Below are 17,194 nucleotides of genomic sequence, written 5' to 3'. Positions count from 1 at the left end.
CACTCTCTGCGGAACTAGAAACCTATGCCGCTGCCGACTGCCCGGACGCATCCACGGGCAAGCGCAACGTTGCGACCACACCTTGCGGCACACCCTCGGCAAGGGTGAGACGCGCGGCGTCGCCGTAGAGCACGCGCAGGCGCTCTCGAATATTCGTCAGGCCGATGCCGTGGCCCGATGGATCGTGCGGCACTGACGGGGCCGGCGCCGTAGCAAATCCCGCACCGTCATCGCTCACCTGCAACACGACAAACGATGTCCCCGTTTCATCGACTTCGCTATGCGCACTCACCCGTACCGTGCCGCCGCGGCTCTGGCGCTCGATGCCGTGCTTGATCGCATTCTCGACCAGCGGTTGCACCAGCATCGGCGGCACACGCCGCGCGCGGCAATCGTCCGGCAGGTCGAGCGAATAGTGCAGGCGCTCGCCAAAACGCACCTGCTGGATCGCCAGCAACGCATCGAGCAAGGCGAACTCATCGGCCAGCGAGATCGTCTCGGCGCGCGTGGCGGCCAGCGACGATCGCAAAAACCGGTTCATATGGCCCAGCAACACACGGGCGCGCGCCGGATCGCTGGCGATCAACGAGTCGAGATTCGCGAGCACGTTGAACAGAAAGTGCGGTTCAAGCTGCGCCTGCAAGGTCTGCAACTGGGCGCGCACCAACTGCTTTTCGGCGGCCGATTCACGCAACGCCTGCTGCGCGGCCGAAGCCTTCAATTGCGCCATCCGTGCCCTTGACCAGCCGTGATAGGTCCCCACGCCCGTGGCCAGCAACGCAATCAGCAGCACGATCGGTGTGGTATGACCATTCAGCGGACGCCACAACGTGAGCGGCAGCCCGAGCAGTACCGTGCCTAGCGTGATCCCACCGACAAGCCCCGCCGAACATCCGAACGCTACCAACAACAGAAACGGAACGATGGGCGGTTCGCCGTTGCGCCAGATCGCCCGGCGTCCGCCATCGATCAGCACGGTGATGGTGATGCCGATGCATTGGCTGAACACGAAGTTCTGCCACAACGTGCCGCCAAAACCGATCAGCTTGAGTATCAGGGCGATGGCCGTGTTGAAGAGCAGCACGCCCACGAGTTCGCGAAAAAACGTCGGCCAGAGACCGCGCGTCGCTTTGACGGGGGCCGGCTGCGGCGTCTCGACGGGTTGCGGTTGTCTCATCATCGTTGTCATTATCGTGTGCCCTCCCCGCTTGCCATACCCGTCGTCGATACCGTCGCGACCGTCATGACCTCGTGCCCCCATCGGGCGAGCGTCTCGTTGAGCACCCGGCCCGGCACCGCTACCGCCGCAACACCCGCGACGATCAAGCCGGTGTAAAGCCCAAGCATGCTGCGCCGGTGCGTCACCACGTTCCCGCGCCGGATCGCGGCAATGGCCAGTACCAGACTCACCAGCACCCATGCCGCCAGCGCGTGCAGCCACGAGAAATGCCCCGGGTTCAATTCCCGAATGCCGAAGCTCGACAGCGCCGTGACCGCCATCGTCATCGCCCACGTCCTGCCCAGCCAGCGATGACGAGGAGTGCCCCGCCGCGCCATCAGAATCGCTATGCCCTGCATGACGGCCGCAACGGCCGCCGCCAGATGAATTGCCACAATCGTTGTCATCGCTTCCTCTCGTCGTGATAGCGCATGACCCGACGATAGGAATTTGTTGCCGGTGGCGCACCCGCTATGCGACGAAGGACTCGCCTCGCGTCGCGAACGGTGACCGGCCAGCGCGAAGCTCACGCGCTGCCACTGACCGGCCGCCTGCCCGGTCGCGCATTCTCGCCGACGATTGTGACACGACGATGCCACGCGCGAGCGCGCCCCCTGCCGAGGCGCTCCGGCTGGCCTTTCGGCGTGTTACGGCATCGAAAGACGAAAAAAAAGCGCGGCCGAAGCCGCGCTACTACCTACCGGGGAGGCCTTAACCTCCCCGCGAAGACCCCGGCTTACTCCGCCGCGGCTTCTGTTTCCTTGCTCACCTGTGCGGCCGTGTCGCCGTCGAAGGTGAACCGGCCATTGCGCCAGTCGACCGGGATGGTGTCCTTCGGGCCGAACTTGCCGGCCAGCACCAGCTTGGCGACCGGATTCTCGATCTCCTGCTGGATCGCCCGCTTGAGCGGCCGTGCCCCGAACACCGGGTCGAAGCCCTCGCGCGCCACATGCATCAACGCGGCCTTACTGACTTCGAGGGCCATGTCGAGCTTGGCCAGACGCTTGCGCAGGATCTCGATCTGAATCGTCGCAATCGACTCGATGTGCTTCTGATCCAGACCATGGAACACCACGACTTCGTCGATCCGGTTCAGGAACTCGGGACGGAAGTGCTCCTTGATTTCCAACCACACCGCGTCCTTGATACGCTCCTGCGGCTCGCCGACCATCGACTGAATCATCGACGACCCAAGGTTCGACGTCATCACGATCACGGTGTTCTTGAAGTCCACCGTGCGGCCCTGCCCGTCGGTCATACGACCGTCGTCCAGCACTTGCAGCAGCACGTTGAAGACGTCCGGGTGCGCCTTCTCGACTTCGTCGAGCAGGATCACGCTGTACGGCTTACGACGCACGGCTTCGGTCAGATAACCGCCTTCCTCATAACCCACATAGCCCGGCGGCGCGCCGATCAGGCGGGCCACGCTGTGCTTCTCCATGAACTCGCTCATGTCGATGCGGATCAGGTGATCTTCCGAGTCGAACAGGAACATCGCCAGCGCCTTGCACAGCTCGGTCTTGCCCACGCCCGTCGGGCCGAGGAACAGGAACGACCCGTACGGACGGTCGGGATCCGACAACCCCGCACGCGAACGGCGGATGGCGTCGGCCACGGCGGTAATCGCCTCGTCCTGCCCCACCACGCGCTCGTGCAACTTGCCTTCCATGTTGAGCAGCTTCTCGCGCTCGCCCTGCATCATCTTCGAGACCGGAATACCGGTGGCGCGCGAAACGACTTCGGCAATCTCTTCCGTGCCCACCTGCGTACGCAGCAGACGCGGGTGCGCTTGCTGACCTGCCGCTTCGGCAGCCGCCGCATCCTTCAACTGCGCTTCGAGCTGCGGCAACTTGCCGTATTGCAGTTCGGCCACCTTGTCGAGCTTGCCTTCGCGTTGCAGCTTGGCCAGCTCGGCACGCACGCGGTCGATCTCTTCCTTGACCTGCGCGCTGCCCTGCACGGCCGCTTTCTCGGCGGTCCAGATTTCTTCGAGGTCGGCGTACTCACGCTCCAGACGCGAGATCTCTTCCTCGATGAGGGCCAGACGCTTCTGCGACGCTTCGTCGGTTTCCTTCTTGATGGCTTCGCGCTCGATCTTCAACTGGATCAGACGACGGTCGAGCTTGTCCATCACTTCCGGCTTCGAGTCGATTTCCATCTTGATCTTCGACGCGGCCTCATCGATCAGGTCGATGGCCTTGTCCGGCAGGAACCGGTCGGTGATGTAGCGCTGGCTCAGTTCAGCCGCCGCCACGATCGCCGGGTCGGTGATCTCCACGCCGTGGTGCAGTTCGTACTTTTCCTGCAAGCCACGCAAGATGGCGATGGTCGCCTCGACGCTCGGCTCTTCGACGAGCACCTTCTGGAAGCGGCGCTCCAGCGCGGCATCCTTCTCGATGTACTTGCGGTATTCGTCGAGCGTGGTGGCGCCGATGCAATGCAGCTCACCGCGCGCGAGCGCCGGCTTGAGCATGTTGCCCGCATCCATCGCCCCTTCGGCCTTGCCGGCCCCGACCATCGTGTGAATTTCGTCGATGAACAGGATCGTGCGGCCTTCGTCCTTGGCGATATCGTTAAGCACGCTCTTCAGACGCTCTTCGAATTCGCCACGGAATTTCGCACCGGCGAGCAGCCCCGCCATGTCGAGTGCGAGCACGCGCTTGTTCTTGAGCGACTCCGGCACTTCGCCGTTGACGATACGCTGCGCAAGGCCTTCCACAATGGCGGTCTTGCCCACGCCCGGCTCGCCGATCAGCACCGGGTTGTTCTTCGTGCGGCGTTGCAGAATCTGAATCGTGCGACGAATTTCGTCGTCGCGGCCGATCACCGGATCGAGCTTGCCGAGCGCAGCGCGTTCGGTCAGATCGAGCGTGTATTTCTTGAGGGCTTCGCGTTGGCTTTCAGCGTCCTGACTGTTGACGGACTCGCCGCCGCGCACGCCGACAATCGCGGCTTCCAACGCTTTACGCGTGAGGCCACGGGCGCGGGCGAGCTTGCCCGTATCGCCCTTGTCGTCGGCCAGTGCCAACAGGAACATTTCGCTGGCGATATAGCTGTCGCCGTGTTTTTGCGCTTCTTTGTCGGCCTGATTCAGCAGGCCCGCGAGTTCGCGGCTGACCTGCACGTTGCCATCGGTGCCTTGCACCTGTGGCAGCTTCGACAGGGCCGTCTCGATGTCGTGAGCCAGCGGCTGAACCTGCACGCCCGCGCGTTGCAGCAGCGAACGTGCTGCGCCTTCGGGTTGTGCGATGAGCGCTGCCAACAGATGCAGCGGCTCGATATATTGCTGGTCGCGACCGACTGCCATGCTTTGGGCATCAGCCAGCGCTTCCAGGAACTGCGTGGTGAATTTGTCTTGTCGCATCGGGTGCTCCGGTAAGAAAACTTTCTGGATCGGATGTGCGGACAATCCCCTAAGGTTTCAAGGGCATTAGCGCCAAATGGTTGACATTTCGCGCGGGGCCTGTGGGTGGCCCGGTGAAGCCGTGGAATGCGGCAGTCGAACGACGCAGATCGTGGGAATACGCCCCCGCGACACGCCTGACTTTGAGGCTCATAATAGCTATTTTTAGCACGCCGCACCATGAGTCAACACGACCGCCAAGGCACTGGATCCCCCCGCAGGCACCCGGCCGGCCATCGCGCCGAAACGGGGGATAAATCTGCGTCCGGGCGCGCGGCGGACGCAGCGCTGGAAGGCGGCAGTTTCGTCACTGGCTCACCGGTGACACGGCCCGGCGCGTGGCTCGAAATGCTGCCTGCCAAGCGGCTGGCACAGGTAGACGAAGCGGCCGTGCAGTTGCTCGTTCACACGTTCTACGGACGCATTCGCGACGACGATTTGCTGGGCCCCGTTTTCCGGCAGGCGCTCGAAGGCCGGTGGGACATGCATCTGGAAAAAATGGTCGCGTTCTGGAGCAGCATCGTGCTCGGGGCGAAGCGTTACCGCGGCAATGTGACGCAGGCGCATCAGCCGTTTGCTCACCTCACCGGCGAGCATTTCAGCCGTTGGCTGGTGCTCTTCTTCGATACGCTCGACGCGCTGTTCGAACCGGAAGCCGCCTTCGCGTTCGCCGAGCCGGCGATTCGCATCGCGGAGAGCCTGCAATTGAATTTATTCGGATGGGAGTACGCGCTGCCACCTGCACAGCGCGCGTTGCTCGATAGCGTAAAGGCAGCACGGCCCGCAAGGCCGCACGAATGAAAAATCGGCGAAATTGTTCGAATTTCGCCGATTTTTATTGATGATTTCGATTTTTTAGTCGGATTTAGCCGAAGAATCGACCGAAGCATCCGAGACATCACCCTGCCCGACCGCCCAGCGCTCACGCGCCGCCGTATCGGTGTCGCGGGCATCAACCCAGCGCTCGCCTTGCGGCGTCGATTCCTTCTTCCAGAACGGCGCTTCGGTCTTCAGATAATCCATGATGAATTCGCACGCGGCGAACGCATCGCCGCGATGTGCCGACGTCACGGCCACCAGCACGATCTGATCGCCCGGGCCCAAGTCGCCGTATCGATGGATGACCAGCGCGTCGAACAGCCGCCAGCGCTCGCTGGCCTGCGCCACGATCTGCTCAAGCGCCTTCTCCGTCATGCCCGGATAGTGCTCGAGCGTCATGCGCGAGACGTCCTTGCCGTCGTTCAGGTCGCGCACCGTCCCCACGAAACTCGCCACGGCGCCCACGCGAAGGTCGCCCGCGCGCAGTTGGCGAATTTCGGTCGACAGGTCGAAGTCTTCGGTCTGTACGCGGATCGGCATGATCGGGTCTCGGTTCGTCTGCGTTGAAGTCAGCTTAGTGGGTGGCGCTGGACTCAGCCGCCCGTCACCGGCGGGAAGAAGGCCACTTCGCAGCCGTCGGTGAGGCGCGTGGACGCCGGCACCATCGTGTGATTCAGCGCCATGCGCAGGAATCGCTGCTCACCCAGCGTCTCGGCCCACAGCGGCCCGCGCAGGCACAACCATTGGCGCACGTCTCCCACGGTGGTAATGCCGTTGGGCACTTCCACATGTTCCTCGGCCACTTTCAGGGCCTCGCGTACGCTGGCAAAAAAGCGAAGATCGATCTGCATAGGTTGGGCCATGCCGCGTCAGGCGCGGCATGCCTGTCTCTCAATATAGAAGGTCGGAAAACGGCAGGAACGCCACCGTCTGCCCCGCTTCGATGCGGTGGCCCGGCGGGTTGTCGATGAGGCCGTCGCCCCATACCGTCGACGTGAGTACCGCCGAACTCTGGTTCGGGAACGCGTCCAGCCCGCCATTGGCGTTCAGACGGGCGCGCACAAACTCGTTGCGGCGATCGGCCTTGGCTTGCGTGAAGTCGGCGCGCATGGCGATACGGCGCGGCGTCACGTCCTGCACGCCTTGCAGGCGCAGGATGAACGGACGCACGAACAGCAGGAACGTCACGAAACTCGACACCGGGTTGCCCGGCAAGCCGATGAAATGCGCCGTTTGGGTGGCCTCCGCTGCCGCCGCACTCGCGCCGGTGCGGTTGACCTCGCCGTAAGCGAGCGGTTTGCCCGGCTTGAGCGCGATCTGCCAGAGATTCAGGCGCCCCTCGGCTTCCACCGCCGGTTTGACGTGATCCTCTTCGCCGACGGACACCCCGCCGGACGTGATGATCAGGTCGTTTCCGCGCGCCGCGTCACGCAGAATGGCGCGCGTGGCGGCCAAATTGTCCGGCACGATGCCGTAGTCCGTCATCTGGCAGCCGAGGTTTTCCAGCAGGCTGCGCAGCACAAAACGGTTCGAGTTGTAGATGCTGCCGGCCCGCAGCGTCTCGCCGGGCATCGTCAGTTCGTCGCCGGTGAAGAACACCGCCACGCGCAGACGGCGAGCCATCTGAAGCTTCGCGATACCGACCGATGCCGCCAAGCCGAGCGCCGGGGCGCGCAGGCGCGTGCCTGCCGCAAGCACCACGCTGTCGCGGCGGATATCGGCCCCCTGCCGGTTGACGAACTCGCCATCGGCCGGGGCGTGACGAATCACCACCGAACCGTCGTCGCGCGCCTCGCACTGTTCCTGCATCACGACGGCGTCCGCGCCTGCCGGCACCGGCGCACCGGTGAAGATGCGCGCCGCCGTGCCTGCCGCGAGCGGCTCGGGGGCGTGGCCTGCCGGAATGCGTTGCGAGACCGGCAACACCGTCTCTTCGCCCGTCAGGTCCGCCCGGCGCACGGCATAGCCGTCCATCGCGCTGGTGTCCATCGGCGGCACGTCGAGCGTAGCCACGACATCGGCCGCCAGCACGCGCCCATTGGCCGCGAGCGTGTCGACGGTTTCCGTCTGCCCGAGCGGACGGGCAGCGGCCAGAACAGCGTCAAGCGCTTCTTGTGTACTCAGCATGGCAGGCGTCGCGGGCCCGACAGGGCCCGGGAAGAGAAAGAGAGAGGGCGTCCCGATGTGTTCACGTTAAGAAAAACATGTGACACCGGGACGCCGCACGGCGTCCATCGGCCCACTTACAGGCCGGTATGTTCCGCAATATAGGCCTTCACGCGAGCGACGTCGTTCTGCACCGTCTCCACGCGTTGCGGCAGCGATTCCAGTTGCTCGAAGCCCGCCGGGCGCGGCGGCTCGCGATGCAGCGCTTCACGAATCGTTTCGGCAAACTTGGCCGGCTGGGCCGTTTCGAGCACCACCATCGGCACGCCCGGTTCCAGCGCTTCGCGCGCGACCTTCACGCCGTCGGCCGTGTGGGTGTCGATGACCACGTCGTAGCGCTTTGCCACGTCCTGAATCGTCGCCACGCGGTCGGCGTGCGTGCTGCGGCCCGACACAAAGCCGAACTGCGCCACGCGTGCGAAGGCATCCGTGCCCGACAGGTCGAAACCGCCCTGCTCCACCTTGGCGAGCAGCGCCGCCGTGGCCTGCGCGTCGCGGTCCAGCAGATCGAACAGGAATCGCTCGAAATTCGACGCCTTCGAGATGTCCATGCTCGGGCTGCTGGTGTGGAACGTCTCAGCCGACTTGCGCACACGGTAGTTGCCGGTGCGGAAGAACTCGTCGAGCACGTCGTTCTCGTTGGTCGCCACGACGAGCTTGTGGATCGGCAGGCCCATCATGCGCGCGATGTGACCTGCGCAGACGTTGCCGAAGTTGCCCGACGGCACGGTGAACGACACTTTGCCGTCCTGACCCGACTTGCCGCCCGTGGCAGCGAAGTAGCCCTTGAAGTAATAGACGACCTGCGCGACCACACGGGCCCAGTTGATCGAGTTGACCGTGCCGATCTTGTAACGCGCCTTGTAGGCGTGATCGTTCGAGACGGCCTTGACGATGTCCTGACAGTCGTCGAACACGCCTTCGACCGCGAGGTTGAAGATGTTCGGGTCTTGCAGGCTGTACATCTGCGCGGTCTGGAACGCGCTCATCTTGCCGGCCGGCGAGAGCATGAAGACACGAATGCCTTCCTTGCCGCGCATGGCGTATTCCGCCGCGCTGCCGGTGTCGCCGGACGTCGCGCCGAGAATGTTCAGGGCATCGCCGTGCTGGGCCAGCGCGTACTCGAACAGGTTGCCAAGCAATTGCATGGCCATGTCCTTGAACGCGAGCGTCGGACCGTTCGAGAGCGCGAGCAACGACAGTTGCGTGCCGTTCTCTTCGCCCAGCGGCAGCAGCGGCGTGATCTCCGTGGCGTCTTCGCCCGGGCGCACGTTGCGGTACACCTCGGCGGTGTACGTGCGGCGCGTCAGGTCGGCCAGCACTTCGACCGGAATGTCGCCGGCGAATTTGGCCAGCACCTTGGCGGCCAGATCGGCATACGACAACTGGCGCCACGCGCGCAGTTCGTCGGCCGAGACTTGCGGGTATTCCGTGGGCAGATAGAGGCCGCCGTCCGGCGCCAGCCCGCCCAGCAGGATGCTGGAAAACGATTGCGGCTCGCCCGAAGTCAGGCCCGCGCCGCGCGTGGAAATGTATTTCATGTCAGTCGTTGTCCTGTCCGTTGTCCAGTGGTGTCGAGTCGCAGCCGAGCGTTCAGCTCAGCGACTCCATACGGATACGCGTGACCTTCGAGAGCACGGTGCCCATCGCTTCGATCTTCGCGATGGCGGCATTGATGTGCTTCTCTTGCGTCACATGCGTCAGGAGGATGATGTCGGTCTGGTGCTCGCCTTCGCGTGACTCTTTTTGCAGCAGCGCGTCGATCGAGATATCCAGATCGGCCAGAATGCGCGTGAGTTCTGCCATCACGCCAGCCCGGTCGACCACGCGCAGGCGCAGGTAGTAGCTGGTGGTGACGTCGTCCATCGACAGCACCGGCGTGTTCGACAGTGCGTCGTGCTGGAACGCCAGATGCGGCACGCGATGTTCCGGATCGGCCGTTTGCAGGCGCGTCACGTCAACGATGTCGGCCACGATTGCCGACGCAGTCGGCTCGGCGCCGGCACCCTTGCCGTAATACAGCGTGGCACCGACGGCATCGCCCTGCACCAGCACGGCGTTCATCGCACCTTCCACGTTGGCGATCAGGCGCTTGGTCGGGATCAGCGTCGGATGCACGCGCAGCTCGATCCCTGCCTCGGTGCGGCGCGTAATGCCCAGCAGCTTGATGCGATAGCCGAGTTCTTCGGCGTATTTGATGTCGATGGCGGCCAGCTTGGTGATGCCTTCCACGTAGGCACGGTCGAACTGCACGGGCACGCCGAACGCGATGGCGCTCATCAGCGTGAGCTTGTGGGCGGCGTCGACGCCTTCGATGTCGAACGTGGGGTCGGCTTCTGCGTAGCCCAGACGCTGCGCGTCGGCGAGGGCCACGTCGAAGTCGATGCCCTTGTCGCGCATCTCCGAGAGAATGAAATTCGTGGTGCCGTTGATGATCCCGGCGATCCACTGAATACGGTTGGCCGTCAGGCCTTCGCGCAGTGCCTTGATGATCGGAATACCGCCGGCGACGGCGGCTTCGAACGAGACCATCACGTTGGCTTTGCGGGCGGCGGCAAAGATTTCGTTGCCATACACGGCCAGCAGCGCCTTGTTGGCCGTGACCACGTGCTTGCCGTTCTCGATCGCCTTGAGCACGAGCTCTTTGGTGAGGTCGTACCCGCCGATGGTCTCGACCACCACGTCGATGGCCGGGTCGTTGACCACTTCGAACGGATCGCCCGTCACTTCGGCAGCGTTGCCCACGAGGCCCTTGGCGCGTTCGACGTTGCGCACGGCGACCTTGGTAATCTCGATGCCCCGGCCAGCGCGACGTTGAATTTCTTCCTGGTTGCGTGCGAGCACCTGAAAGGTGCCGTAGCCTACCGTGCCAAGGCCGAGCAGGCCCAATTTGATCGGTTTCATGCAGTTTTACTCAAAAGTCGAAATCGGTTGGTGCGCATCACTTGCCGTGGCGACGGCGATAACCGTCAAGGAAGCGGGCAATGCGGCTGATGGCATCTTCCAGGTCGCCCTCGTGAGGCAGGAACACTACGCGGAAATGGTCGGGGTGCATCCAGTTGAAGCCGCTGCCCTGCACCAGCAGGACCTTTTCTTCGAGCAACAACTGGAGGATGAACTCCTGATCGTTGGCGATGGGGTACACCGCCGGATCGAGACGCGGGAAGAGATACAGCGCCGCCTTGGGCTTCACGCAGGTCACGCCGGGAATGGCGGTGAGCATGCGGTGCGCGATCTCACGCTGCTCGTACAGGCGTCCGCCCGGCACGATCAGGTCCTTGATGCTTTGATAGCCGCCCAGTGCGGTCTGAATCGCGTACTGGCCGGGCACGTTCGGGCACAGGCGCATCGACGCGAGGATGTTGAGCCCCTCGATATAGTCGCGCGCCGGGCGCTTGTCGCCGGACACGATCATCCAGCCCGCGCGGTAGCCGCACGCACGATAGCTCTTCGACAGGCCGTTGAACGTGATGGTGAGCACGTCTTCCGAGAGCGAAGCCAGCGAGGTGTGGGTCGCGCCGTCGTAGATGATCTTGTCGTAGATCTCGTCGGCGTAAATGATCAGCTTGTGCTCGCGCGCCAGGGAGACGATTTCCTTGAGGACTTCGTCGGTATAGAGCGCGCCAGTGGGGTTGTTCGGGTTGATGACGACGATCGCGCGCGTGTTCGGCGTGATCTTCTTGCGAATGTCGGCCAGATCGGGCTGCCAGTCGGCCTGCTCGTCGCACACATAGTGCACGGGCGTGCCGCCCGAGAGACTCACAGCGGCCGTCCACAGCGGGTAGTCGGGCGCGGGCACCAGCACTTCGTCGCCGTCGTTGAGCAGCGCCTGCATCGCCATCACGATCAGCTCGGACGCCCCGTTGCCGAGGTAGATGTCGTCGAGCTGCACATCTTTGATGGCCTTCTGCTGGGCGTAATGCATGATCGCCTTGCGCGCCGCGAACACGCCCCGCGAATCGGAGTAACCGGCCGAGTTCGGCAGGTTGCGGATCATGTCCTGCACGATCTCGTCGGGCGGCTCGAAGCCGAACGGCGCCAGATTGCCGATGTTCAGCTTGATGATGCGATGACCTTCGTCTTCCATGCGCTTGGCATGTTCGAGCACAGGCCCACGAATGTCATAGCAGACATTCTGCAATTTCTGCGATTTGAGGATCGGTTTCACGGCGGTCGTTATTCTGGACTGGCTTGACGGGCTTGACGGGCGGCTGGCATGCCGACCTCTGGCGCAACGCTGGGACCGCAGGCGGGATTTGAGCGGACCGGCTATCCTCAGGCAAAATGCCCGATGTCCCCGGTTCCGGTGTCGCAAATGCCGCACTGCAACGGTTTGCCGTGCTGCGTACGGCAAAAAGCTATAATTTAGCCAATTATGACAGAGTTCGGCAATGCATCATTGACGGTTTCCGCCACGCGAGGCAAGATGCCCGACCGCGCCGAGCGTGCAAATCCGTCCCGTTCGTGCCGTTCCTTAAGCAATCTGCTGTCGCGCCGTCGCCATCCCTTATCCATTCCGTCCGCATCCGGTAGGGAATCTCCGAAAGTGAAACTGCACCAAGACCCCTCGCAAGCCTTGAACACGGTCACCGGCTACGGACCGGGTTATATCGAGATCAACAAGACGCGTCACAACCACAGTGTGATCGTCGCGCCCGAGGGCGAGATTCAGGCATGGCCGGTGTCGGCGTTCGATGCGCTCGAACCGGCCCATTTCGAAGCCTTACGTGCCCTCGACCCCGAAGTCGTGATTTTCGGCAGCGGCGAGCGGCTGCGCTTCGCCCACCCGCGCCTCACCGCCTCGTTGACCAGCACGCGCATCGGCGTCGACTCGATGGACACGCAGGCAGCCTGCCGCACTTACAACATTCTGATGAGCGAAGGCCGCCGCGTCGTGCTGGTCGTGCTCGTCGACAACGGAACGCCTGAGTGAGCCGCGCCCCCGCCAAGACCGCGACCCCGGGGCTGCCTGCCGCGCACGCGCCGACGCCCCCTGCCCTGACTCCTGCTGCACCGTACCCGCTGTCGCCCGCCGCATTCTGGACGCTGCTCATCGGCTTTGCCCTCGTCTGGTTCGGCATGCTCGATTATCGCCACCTGATCGCGAGCGACGAAGGCCGCTACGCCGAAATGGCGCGCGAAATGTGGACGACGGGTGACTGGATCACGCCGCGCTACAACGGCTACAAATATTTCGAGAAGCCCCCGCTGCAAACTTGGATGAACGCGCTCACGTTTGCAGCGTTCGGTCTGGGTGAATGGCAGGCACGGCTGTGGACGGCGCTGACCGGCTTTGCCGGTGTGCTGATGGTCGGCTACACCGGCCGGCGCGTATTCAATGCGCGCGTGGGCCTGTTTGCCGCCGCCGCGCTGGCAAGCGCCCCGTTGTGGGCGCTGCTCGGCCACTTCAACGTGCTCGACATGGGGCTGTCGTTCTTCATGGGACTGTCGCTGTGCGCACTGCTGCTCGCGCAACGCCCCGGACTGCCCCGCCCGTCGGTGCGCGGCTGGATGTGGCTGTGCTGGGCCGCCATGGCGCTTGCGGTATTGAGCAAGGGGCTCGTGGGTATTGTGCTGCCCGGCGCCGTACTCGTGCTCTACACGCTCGTCGCCCGCGACTGGGCGCTGTGGAAACGCCTGTACCTCGGCAGCGGCCTGATCGTATTCTTCCTGATCGCGGCGCCGTGGTTCGTGCTCGTGCAGATGCGCAACCCCGAGTTCTTCGACTTCTTCTTCATCAACGAGCACTTCCGCCGCTTCGCCGAGGAAGGCCATAACCGCGACGGTGCGCTCTGGTACTTCGTGCCGGTGTTCCTCGTGGGCTTCCTGCCGTGGCTGTCGATCCTGCCCGGCACCGTGCGCGCCACGTGGCGCATGCCCCGTCAGCCCAACGGCTTCGCGCCGACCGTGCTGATGTGGACGTGGTCGATCTTCATCTTTGTCTTTTTCAGCGTCTCGCACTCGAAGCTGATCTCGTATCTGCTGCCGATCGCGCCGGCCATGGCCCTGCTGTTCGGCCTGTATCTGGCGCAGATGCGCCGTGACCAGTTGCGTGTGCATCTGGCCGGGTACGCCGTGTTCCTGATCGCTGCGCTCGTCATGGTGGCGATCTTCGTCGGCCGCTCGGGCAGCGTGCGCAACCCCAACGAGTTGTACAAGGCCTTCCAGATCTGGCTGTATTTCGCGTTGGGCGCCGGTTTGGTAGGCACGCTGGTCGCGTGGCGGCTCGCGCGCCATAGCGCCCGCAGGGCCGTCATCATGTTCGCCGCGGCCATGCTGCTGCTCACGACGATCGGTGGCATGGGTCACGAAGTGTTCGGGCGGCAAAGCTCGGGCGTGCTGCTGGTGCCGGCCATCAAGGCGGAGATGAAGCGACTCGGCCCCGATACCCCGTTCTATTCGGTGAATGTGCTCGATCACACCATGCCGTTCTATCTCGGCACGGACATGATCATGGTGCAGCACCCGGACGAACTCGAATTCGGCGTGAAGCAGGAGCCACAGAAGTGGCTGCCGACGCTGGCCGACTTCTACGCCCGCTGGCGCGCCGATCCGAAAGCGCTCGCGCTGGTCGATCCGGACACGTTCAGCAGGCTTGAAGCCGAGCACTTGCCCATGCGTGTCATCGCCCGCGACGCCCGGCGCGTTGTGATTAGCAAACCACTTCCGCAAGACAACGTAAAATAGCGCGTTTATAGTGCGTTTCAAGCGCCGGTTCGACTACCGGCCGCGGCATTCGTCTCATCATCCGAAACTATCAGGCTTATCAGGCTCATCAGGCACGGGGTTCGCGGGGAGCCCCTGCTTTCGGGTACGTGTCGGTGCGTGCGCAGGACTATTGAAATCGACAGGGGTGTGACCAAGGCCACGTGGGCCATGCGCCAGAAGGTGCGGCCTAAGGATCAGCCAAGGAACGCCATCCATAATTATTCACAAACGTTCACAAACGTTCCATGAATCTCGCTACGTTTTCCCTTATTCTCACGGGCGTGCTGCTCAACGCGTGCGCCCAGTTGTTGCTCAAGGCAGGAGCCAACTCCATCGGCGCGCTTGAATTCACGCGCGCCAACATCGTGCCCATCGGCATCAAGCTCGCCACGCAGTTGCCGATCATGGGCGGTCTGGTGTGCTATGCCATCAGCGTCGTCGTGTGGATTCTGGCGCTTTCGCGCGTTGAAGTTTCGATTGCCTATCCGATGCTCTCGCTCGGCTACGTGGTGAACGCCTTTGCCGCGTGGTACCTGTTCGGCGAGACCCTGTCGATGCAGCGTGTCATCGCCATCGGCATCATTCTGGTCGGTGTTTATATTCTTGCGCGCAGCTGAGCTCTGCGCCGCTTACCTGAGGCCTTGTCTACTACCATGAGCGAATCGGCGACCTCCACAGCCAATCAACCGTTCCTGCCGTTCACGCGGCCCAGCATCGACGAGGCGACCATTGCAGGCGTCACCGAAGTGCTGCGTTCGGGCTGGATCACCTCGGGCCCGCAAGTAAAGGCCTTCGAACAAGCGTTGTCCGAATTTTTCGGTGGCCGCCCCGTGCGCACCTTCAATTCGGGCACGGCCACGCTGGAAATCGGTCTGCGTATCGCCGGCGTGCAAAGCGGTGACGAAGTCATCACCACGCCGCTGTCGTGGGTGGCCACCGCGAACGTCATTCTCGAAGTGGGCGCCACGCCCGTGTTCGTCGATGTCGATCCGGCCACGCGCAACATCGATCTCGACCTGCTCGAAAAAGCGATCACCCCCAAGACGCGCGCCATCATCCCCGTCTATCTCGCCGGGCTGCCGGTCGATATGGACCGCCTGTACGACATCGCGCGCCGCCACAACCTGCGCGTGATCGAAGACGCCGCGCAGGCCATGGGCTCGACGTGGAAGGGCAAGCGTATCGGCGCTTTTGGCGATCTGATCTCGTTCAGCTTCCATCCGAACAAGAACCTGACGTCGATCGAAGGCGGCGCCCTCGTGTTCAACACCGAGGACGAAGCGCGTCTGGCCGAGAAGTACCGCCTGCAAGGCGTGACGCGTATCGGCATGGACGGCATGGATGTCGACGTGCTCGGCGGCAAGTACAACCTGACCGACGTGGCCGCACGTGTCGGTGTGGGCCAGATGCCGCATCTCGCCGAATTCAACCGCCGTCGCACCGAACTCGCCCAGCTGTATTTCAAGGGGCTCGCCAACGGTCCGGCCGCCGCGCTGGGCCTTGGCCTGCCGCCGGCCGATTTCGAGAACTCGAACTGGCATATGTTCCAGGTCGAGCTGCCGCTGGATCGCCTGACGATCAGCCGTGCCGACTTCATGGAAAAGCTCAAAGCGGCCGGCATCGGCAGCGGCGTACACTATCCCGCTATTCACCTGTTTACAATGTATCGGGCACTTGGGCATCACGAAGGGCAGTTCCCGCAGACCGAGCGTCTGGGTCGCTCGCTCCTCACGCTGCCCCTGTTCCCTGCCATGACGAACGACGACGTCGCGCGCGTTTGCGACGCCGTCAACGCCATTAGCGCCAATCATCAAAAATGACTCATCCACAACTCTCCGTCGTCATCCCGGTTTATAACGAAGAGGCTGGCCTCGCCGCCCTCTTCACCCGGCTGTACCCAGCGCTCGATCAACTGGGGCTGACCTACGAAGTGGTGTTCGTCAATGACGGCAGCCGCGACCGCTCGGCCGCCATTCTTGCCGAACAGTACCGCCTGCGCCCGGACGTGACGCGCGTCGTGCTGTTTAACGGCAACTACGGCCAGCACATGGCCATTCTGGCGGGCTTCGAGCACACCCGCGGCGAATGGGTCATCACGCTCGACGCCGATCTCCAGAACCCGCCGGAAGAAATCGGCAAGCTGGTCGATCAACTGGCCGCCGGTCACGACTACGTCGGCACGATCCGCATGAACCGTCAGGACACGTGGTTCCGCCGCAATGCCTCGCGCCTCATGAATCGCCTGCGCGAGCGCATCACGCGCATCCGCATGACCGATCAGGGCTGCATGTTGCGCGGCTACAGCCGCCATATCGTCGACACCGTCAACCAGTGCCGCGAGATCAACACTTTCATCCCGGCGCTGGCTTACACCTTTGCGCAGAACCCGACGGAAGTGCACGTCGCGCACGAAGAACGCTTTGCCGGCGAGTCGAAATACTCGTTGTATAGCCTGATTCGTCTGAATTTCGATCTGGTCACCGGTTTCTCGGTCGTGCCGCTGCAATGGCTCTCGGGCGTGGGCATTACGTTGTCCGCCGCGTCGGGCCTGCTGTTCGTCGTGCTGATCGCGCGCCGCTTCCTGTTCGGCTCGGAAGTTCAGGGTGTCTTCACCCTGTTCGCCGTCACGTTCTGCCTGCTCGGTGTGATTCTGTTCGGCATGGGCCTGCTCGGCGAGTACATCGGCCGTATCTATCAGCAGGTGCGTCAGCGCCCGCGCTATCTGGTGCAAGCGGTGCTGCAAGAGCAATCGGGCCGCAACGTCGGCTCGGCTGCCCTGTCGAACAGCTCGGCCGCCGGCGCGACGGAACTGGGCGCGGACACCGCGCAGGACGCCGCATCGGACAGCCCCGCCCATCGTACGGGTGCACGTTGACCGG

Annotated in this window: 15 protein-coding genes; 6 read left to right on the top strand and 9 right to left on the bottom strand. The window is 63.5% G+C overall.

Going from position 1 to position 17,194, the window contains the following annotated elements:
- Window positions 1–22: 22 nt before the first annotated feature.
- From PIN31009_RS18275 to clpB, 3 genes are all read right to left on the bottom strand, one after another.
- Window positions 23–1,180 (bottom strand): sensor histidine kinase, encoded by a 1,158-nt coding sequence (locus PIN31009_RS18275; RefSeq protein WP_174997274.1) that lies wholly within the window; start codon window positions 1,178–1,180, stop codon window positions 23–25.
- An 8-nt stretch (window positions 1,181–1,188) separates the two neighbouring features.
- Entirely contained in the window at window positions 1,189–1,626 is a 438-nt protein-coding gene (locus tag PIN31009_RS18270; RefSeq protein WP_150791202.1) for a DUF2306 domain-containing protein, read from the bottom strand.
- 329 nt (window positions 1,627–1,955) lie between these two features.
- Window positions 1,956–4,583 (bottom strand): ATP-dependent chaperone ClpB, encoded by a 2,628-nt coding sequence (gene clpB / locus PIN31009_RS18265; protein ID WP_150791201.1) that lies wholly within the window; start codon window positions 4,581–4,583, stop codon window positions 1,956–1,958.
- 219 nt (window positions 4,584–4,802) lie between these two features.
- Here clpB and PIN31009_RS18260 point away from each other — a divergent pair, with 219 nt between their 5' ends.
- On the top strand, window positions 4,803–5,423 hold the full coding sequence (locus tag PIN31009_RS18260) for a group III truncated hemoglobin (RefSeq protein WP_246185738.1): 621 nt from the start codon (window positions 4,803–4,805) through the stop codon (window positions 5,421–5,423).
- A 54-nt stretch (window positions 5,424–5,477) separates the two neighbouring features.
- Here PIN31009_RS18260 and moaE read toward each other — a convergent pair whose 3' ends face one another.
- The 6 genes from moaE to PIN31009_RS18230 form a co-directional block, all read right to left on the bottom strand.
- The gene (gene moaE / locus PIN31009_RS18255; RefSeq protein ID WP_150791200.1) at window positions 5,478–5,981 is read right to left on the bottom strand and encodes a molybdopterin synthase catalytic subunit MoaE; all 504 of its coding nucleotides are present in this window, start codon (window positions 5,979–5,981) and stop codon (window positions 5,478–5,480) included.
- 53 nt (window positions 5,982–6,034) lie between these two features.
- A complete protein-coding gene (gene moaD / locus PIN31009_RS18250; RefSeq protein WP_058379026.1) occupies window positions 6,035–6,292 on the bottom strand; it encodes a molybdopterin converting factor subunit 1 in 258 nt (85 codons plus the stop codon).
- Window positions 6,293–6,332: 40 nt separating this feature from the next.
- Window positions 6,333–7,568: a molybdopterin molybdotransferase MoeA gene (locus PIN31009_RS18245; RefSeq protein WP_150791199.1), complete on the bottom strand. Its 1,236-nt coding sequence runs from the start codon at window positions 7,566–7,568 to the stop codon at window positions 6,333–6,335.
- Window positions 7,569–7,684: 116 nt separating this feature from the next.
- Entirely contained in the window at window positions 7,685–9,148 is a 1,464-nt protein-coding gene (thrC, locus tag PIN31009_RS18240) for a threonine synthase (protein ID WP_087721499.1), read from the bottom strand.
- A 52-nt stretch (window positions 9,149–9,200) separates the two neighbouring features.
- Complete coding sequence (locus PIN31009_RS18235; RefSeq protein ID WP_150686477.1) at window positions 9,201–10,511, bottom strand: homoserine dehydrogenase; 1,311 nt, start codon at window positions 10,509–10,511, stop codon at window positions 9,201–9,203.
- 37 nt (window positions 10,512–10,548) lie between these two features.
- The gene (locus tag PIN31009_RS18230) at window positions 10,549–11,775 is read right to left on the bottom strand and encodes a pyridoxal phosphate-dependent aminotransferase (RefSeq protein ID WP_170936004.1); all 1,227 of its coding nucleotides are present in this window, start codon (window positions 11,773–11,775) and stop codon (window positions 10,549–10,551) included.
- 378 nt (window positions 11,776–12,153) lie between these two features.
- On the opposite strand from PIN31009_RS18230, the gene PIN31009_RS18225 reads away from it, so the two are divergent.
- The 5 genes from PIN31009_RS18225 (at window position 12,154) to PIN31009_RS18205 (ending at window position 17,190) form a co-directional block, all read left to right on the top strand.
- Window positions 12,154–12,540 (top strand): Mth938-like domain-containing protein, encoded by a 387-nt coding sequence (locus PIN31009_RS18225; protein ID WP_058379031.1) that lies wholly within the window; start codon window positions 12,154–12,156, stop codon window positions 12,538–12,540.
- Window positions 12,537–14,294, top strand: coding sequence for a glycosyltransferase family 39 protein (locus tag PIN31009_RS18220; protein WP_150791198.1), 1,758 nt, complete (start codon window positions 12,537–12,539; stop codon window positions 14,292–14,294). The genes PIN31009_RS18225 and PIN31009_RS18220 overlap by 4 nt, the downstream gene beginning before the upstream one ends.
- Before the next feature lie 266 nt (window positions 14,295–14,560).
- Window positions 14,561–14,932 (top strand): SMR family transporter, encoded by a 372-nt coding sequence (locus PIN31009_RS18215; RefSeq protein ID WP_150686475.1) that lies wholly within the window; start codon window positions 14,561–14,563, stop codon window positions 14,930–14,932.
- Window positions 14,933–14,968: 36 nt separating this feature from the next.
- Window positions 14,969–16,135 carry a DegT/DnrJ/EryC1/StrS family aminotransferase gene (locus PIN31009_RS18210; RefSeq protein WP_150686474.1) on the top strand — a complete coding sequence of 389 codons (1,167 nt, stop codon included), beginning with the start codon at window positions 14,969–14,971 and terminating at the stop codon, window positions 16,133–16,135.
- Window positions 16,132–17,190: a glycosyltransferase gene (locus PIN31009_RS18205; protein WP_150791197.1), complete on the top strand. Its 1,059-nt coding sequence runs from the start codon at window positions 16,132–16,134 to the stop codon at window positions 17,188–17,190. The genes PIN31009_RS18210 and PIN31009_RS18205 overlap by 4 nt, the downstream gene beginning before the upstream one ends.
- Window positions 17,191–17,194 lie beyond the last annotated feature (4 nt).

The organism is Pandoraea iniqua (assembly GCF_902459685.1).
In the GTDB taxonomy this organism is placed as follows: Bacteria; Pseudomonadota; Gammaproteobacteria; order Burkholderiales; family Burkholderiaceae; genus Pandoraea; species Pandoraea iniqua.
The sequence above is the reverse complement of the archived record's forward strand: the minus strand, read 5'-3'. Positions and strand labels throughout refer to the sequence as shown.

What these genes read in the sequence shown, in the direction of transcription:
- PIN31009_RS18275 (WP_174997274.1), bottom strand. Translation starts at nt 1,180, where the DNA reads ATGATGAGACAACCGCAACCCGTCGAGACGCCGCAGCCGGCCCCCGTC.
- PIN31009_RS18270 (WP_150791202.1), bottom strand. Translation starts at nt 1,626, where the DNA reads ATGACAACGATTGTGGCAATTCATCTGGCGGCGGCCGTTGCGGCCGTC.
- clpB (WP_150791201.1), bottom strand. Translation starts at nt 4,583, where the DNA reads ATGCGACAAGACAAATTCACCACGCAGTTCCTGGAAGCGCTGGCTGAT.
- PIN31009_RS18260 (WP_246185738.1), top strand. Translation starts at nt 4,803, where the DNA reads ATGAGTCAACACGACCGCCAAGGCACTGGATCCCCCCGCAGGCACCCG.
- moaE (WP_150791200.1), bottom strand. Translation starts at nt 5,981, where the DNA reads ATGCCGATCCGCGTACAGACCGAAGACTTCGACCTGTCGACCGAAATT.
- moaD (WP_058379026.1), bottom strand. Translation starts at nt 6,292, where the DNA reads ATGCAGATCGATCTTCGCTTTTTTGCCAGCGTACGCGAGGCCCTGAAA.
- PIN31009_RS18245 (WP_150791199.1), bottom strand. Translation starts at nt 7,568, where the DNA reads ATGCTGAGTACACAAGAAGCGCTTGACGCTGTTCTGGCCGCTGCCCGT.
- thrC (WP_087721499.1), bottom strand. Translation starts at nt 9,148, where the DNA reads ATGAAATACATTTCCACGCGCGGCGCGGGCCTGACTTCGGGCGAGCCG.
- PIN31009_RS18235 (WP_150686477.1), bottom strand. Translation starts at nt 10,511, where the DNA reads ATGAAACCGATCAAATTGGGCCTGCTCGGCCTTGGCACGGTAGGCTAC.
- PIN31009_RS18215 (WP_150686475.1), top strand. Translation starts at nt 14,561, where the DNA reads ATGAATCTCGCTACGTTTTCCCTTATTCTCACGGGCGTGCTGCTCAAC.
- PIN31009_RS18210 (WP_150686474.1), top strand. Translation starts at nt 14,969, where the DNA reads ATGAGCGAATCGGCGACCTCCACAGCCAATCAACCGTTCCTGCCGTTC.
- PIN31009_RS18205 (WP_150791197.1), top strand. Translation starts at nt 16,132, where the DNA reads ATGACTCATCCACAACTCTCCGTCGTCATCCCGGTTTATAACGAAGAG.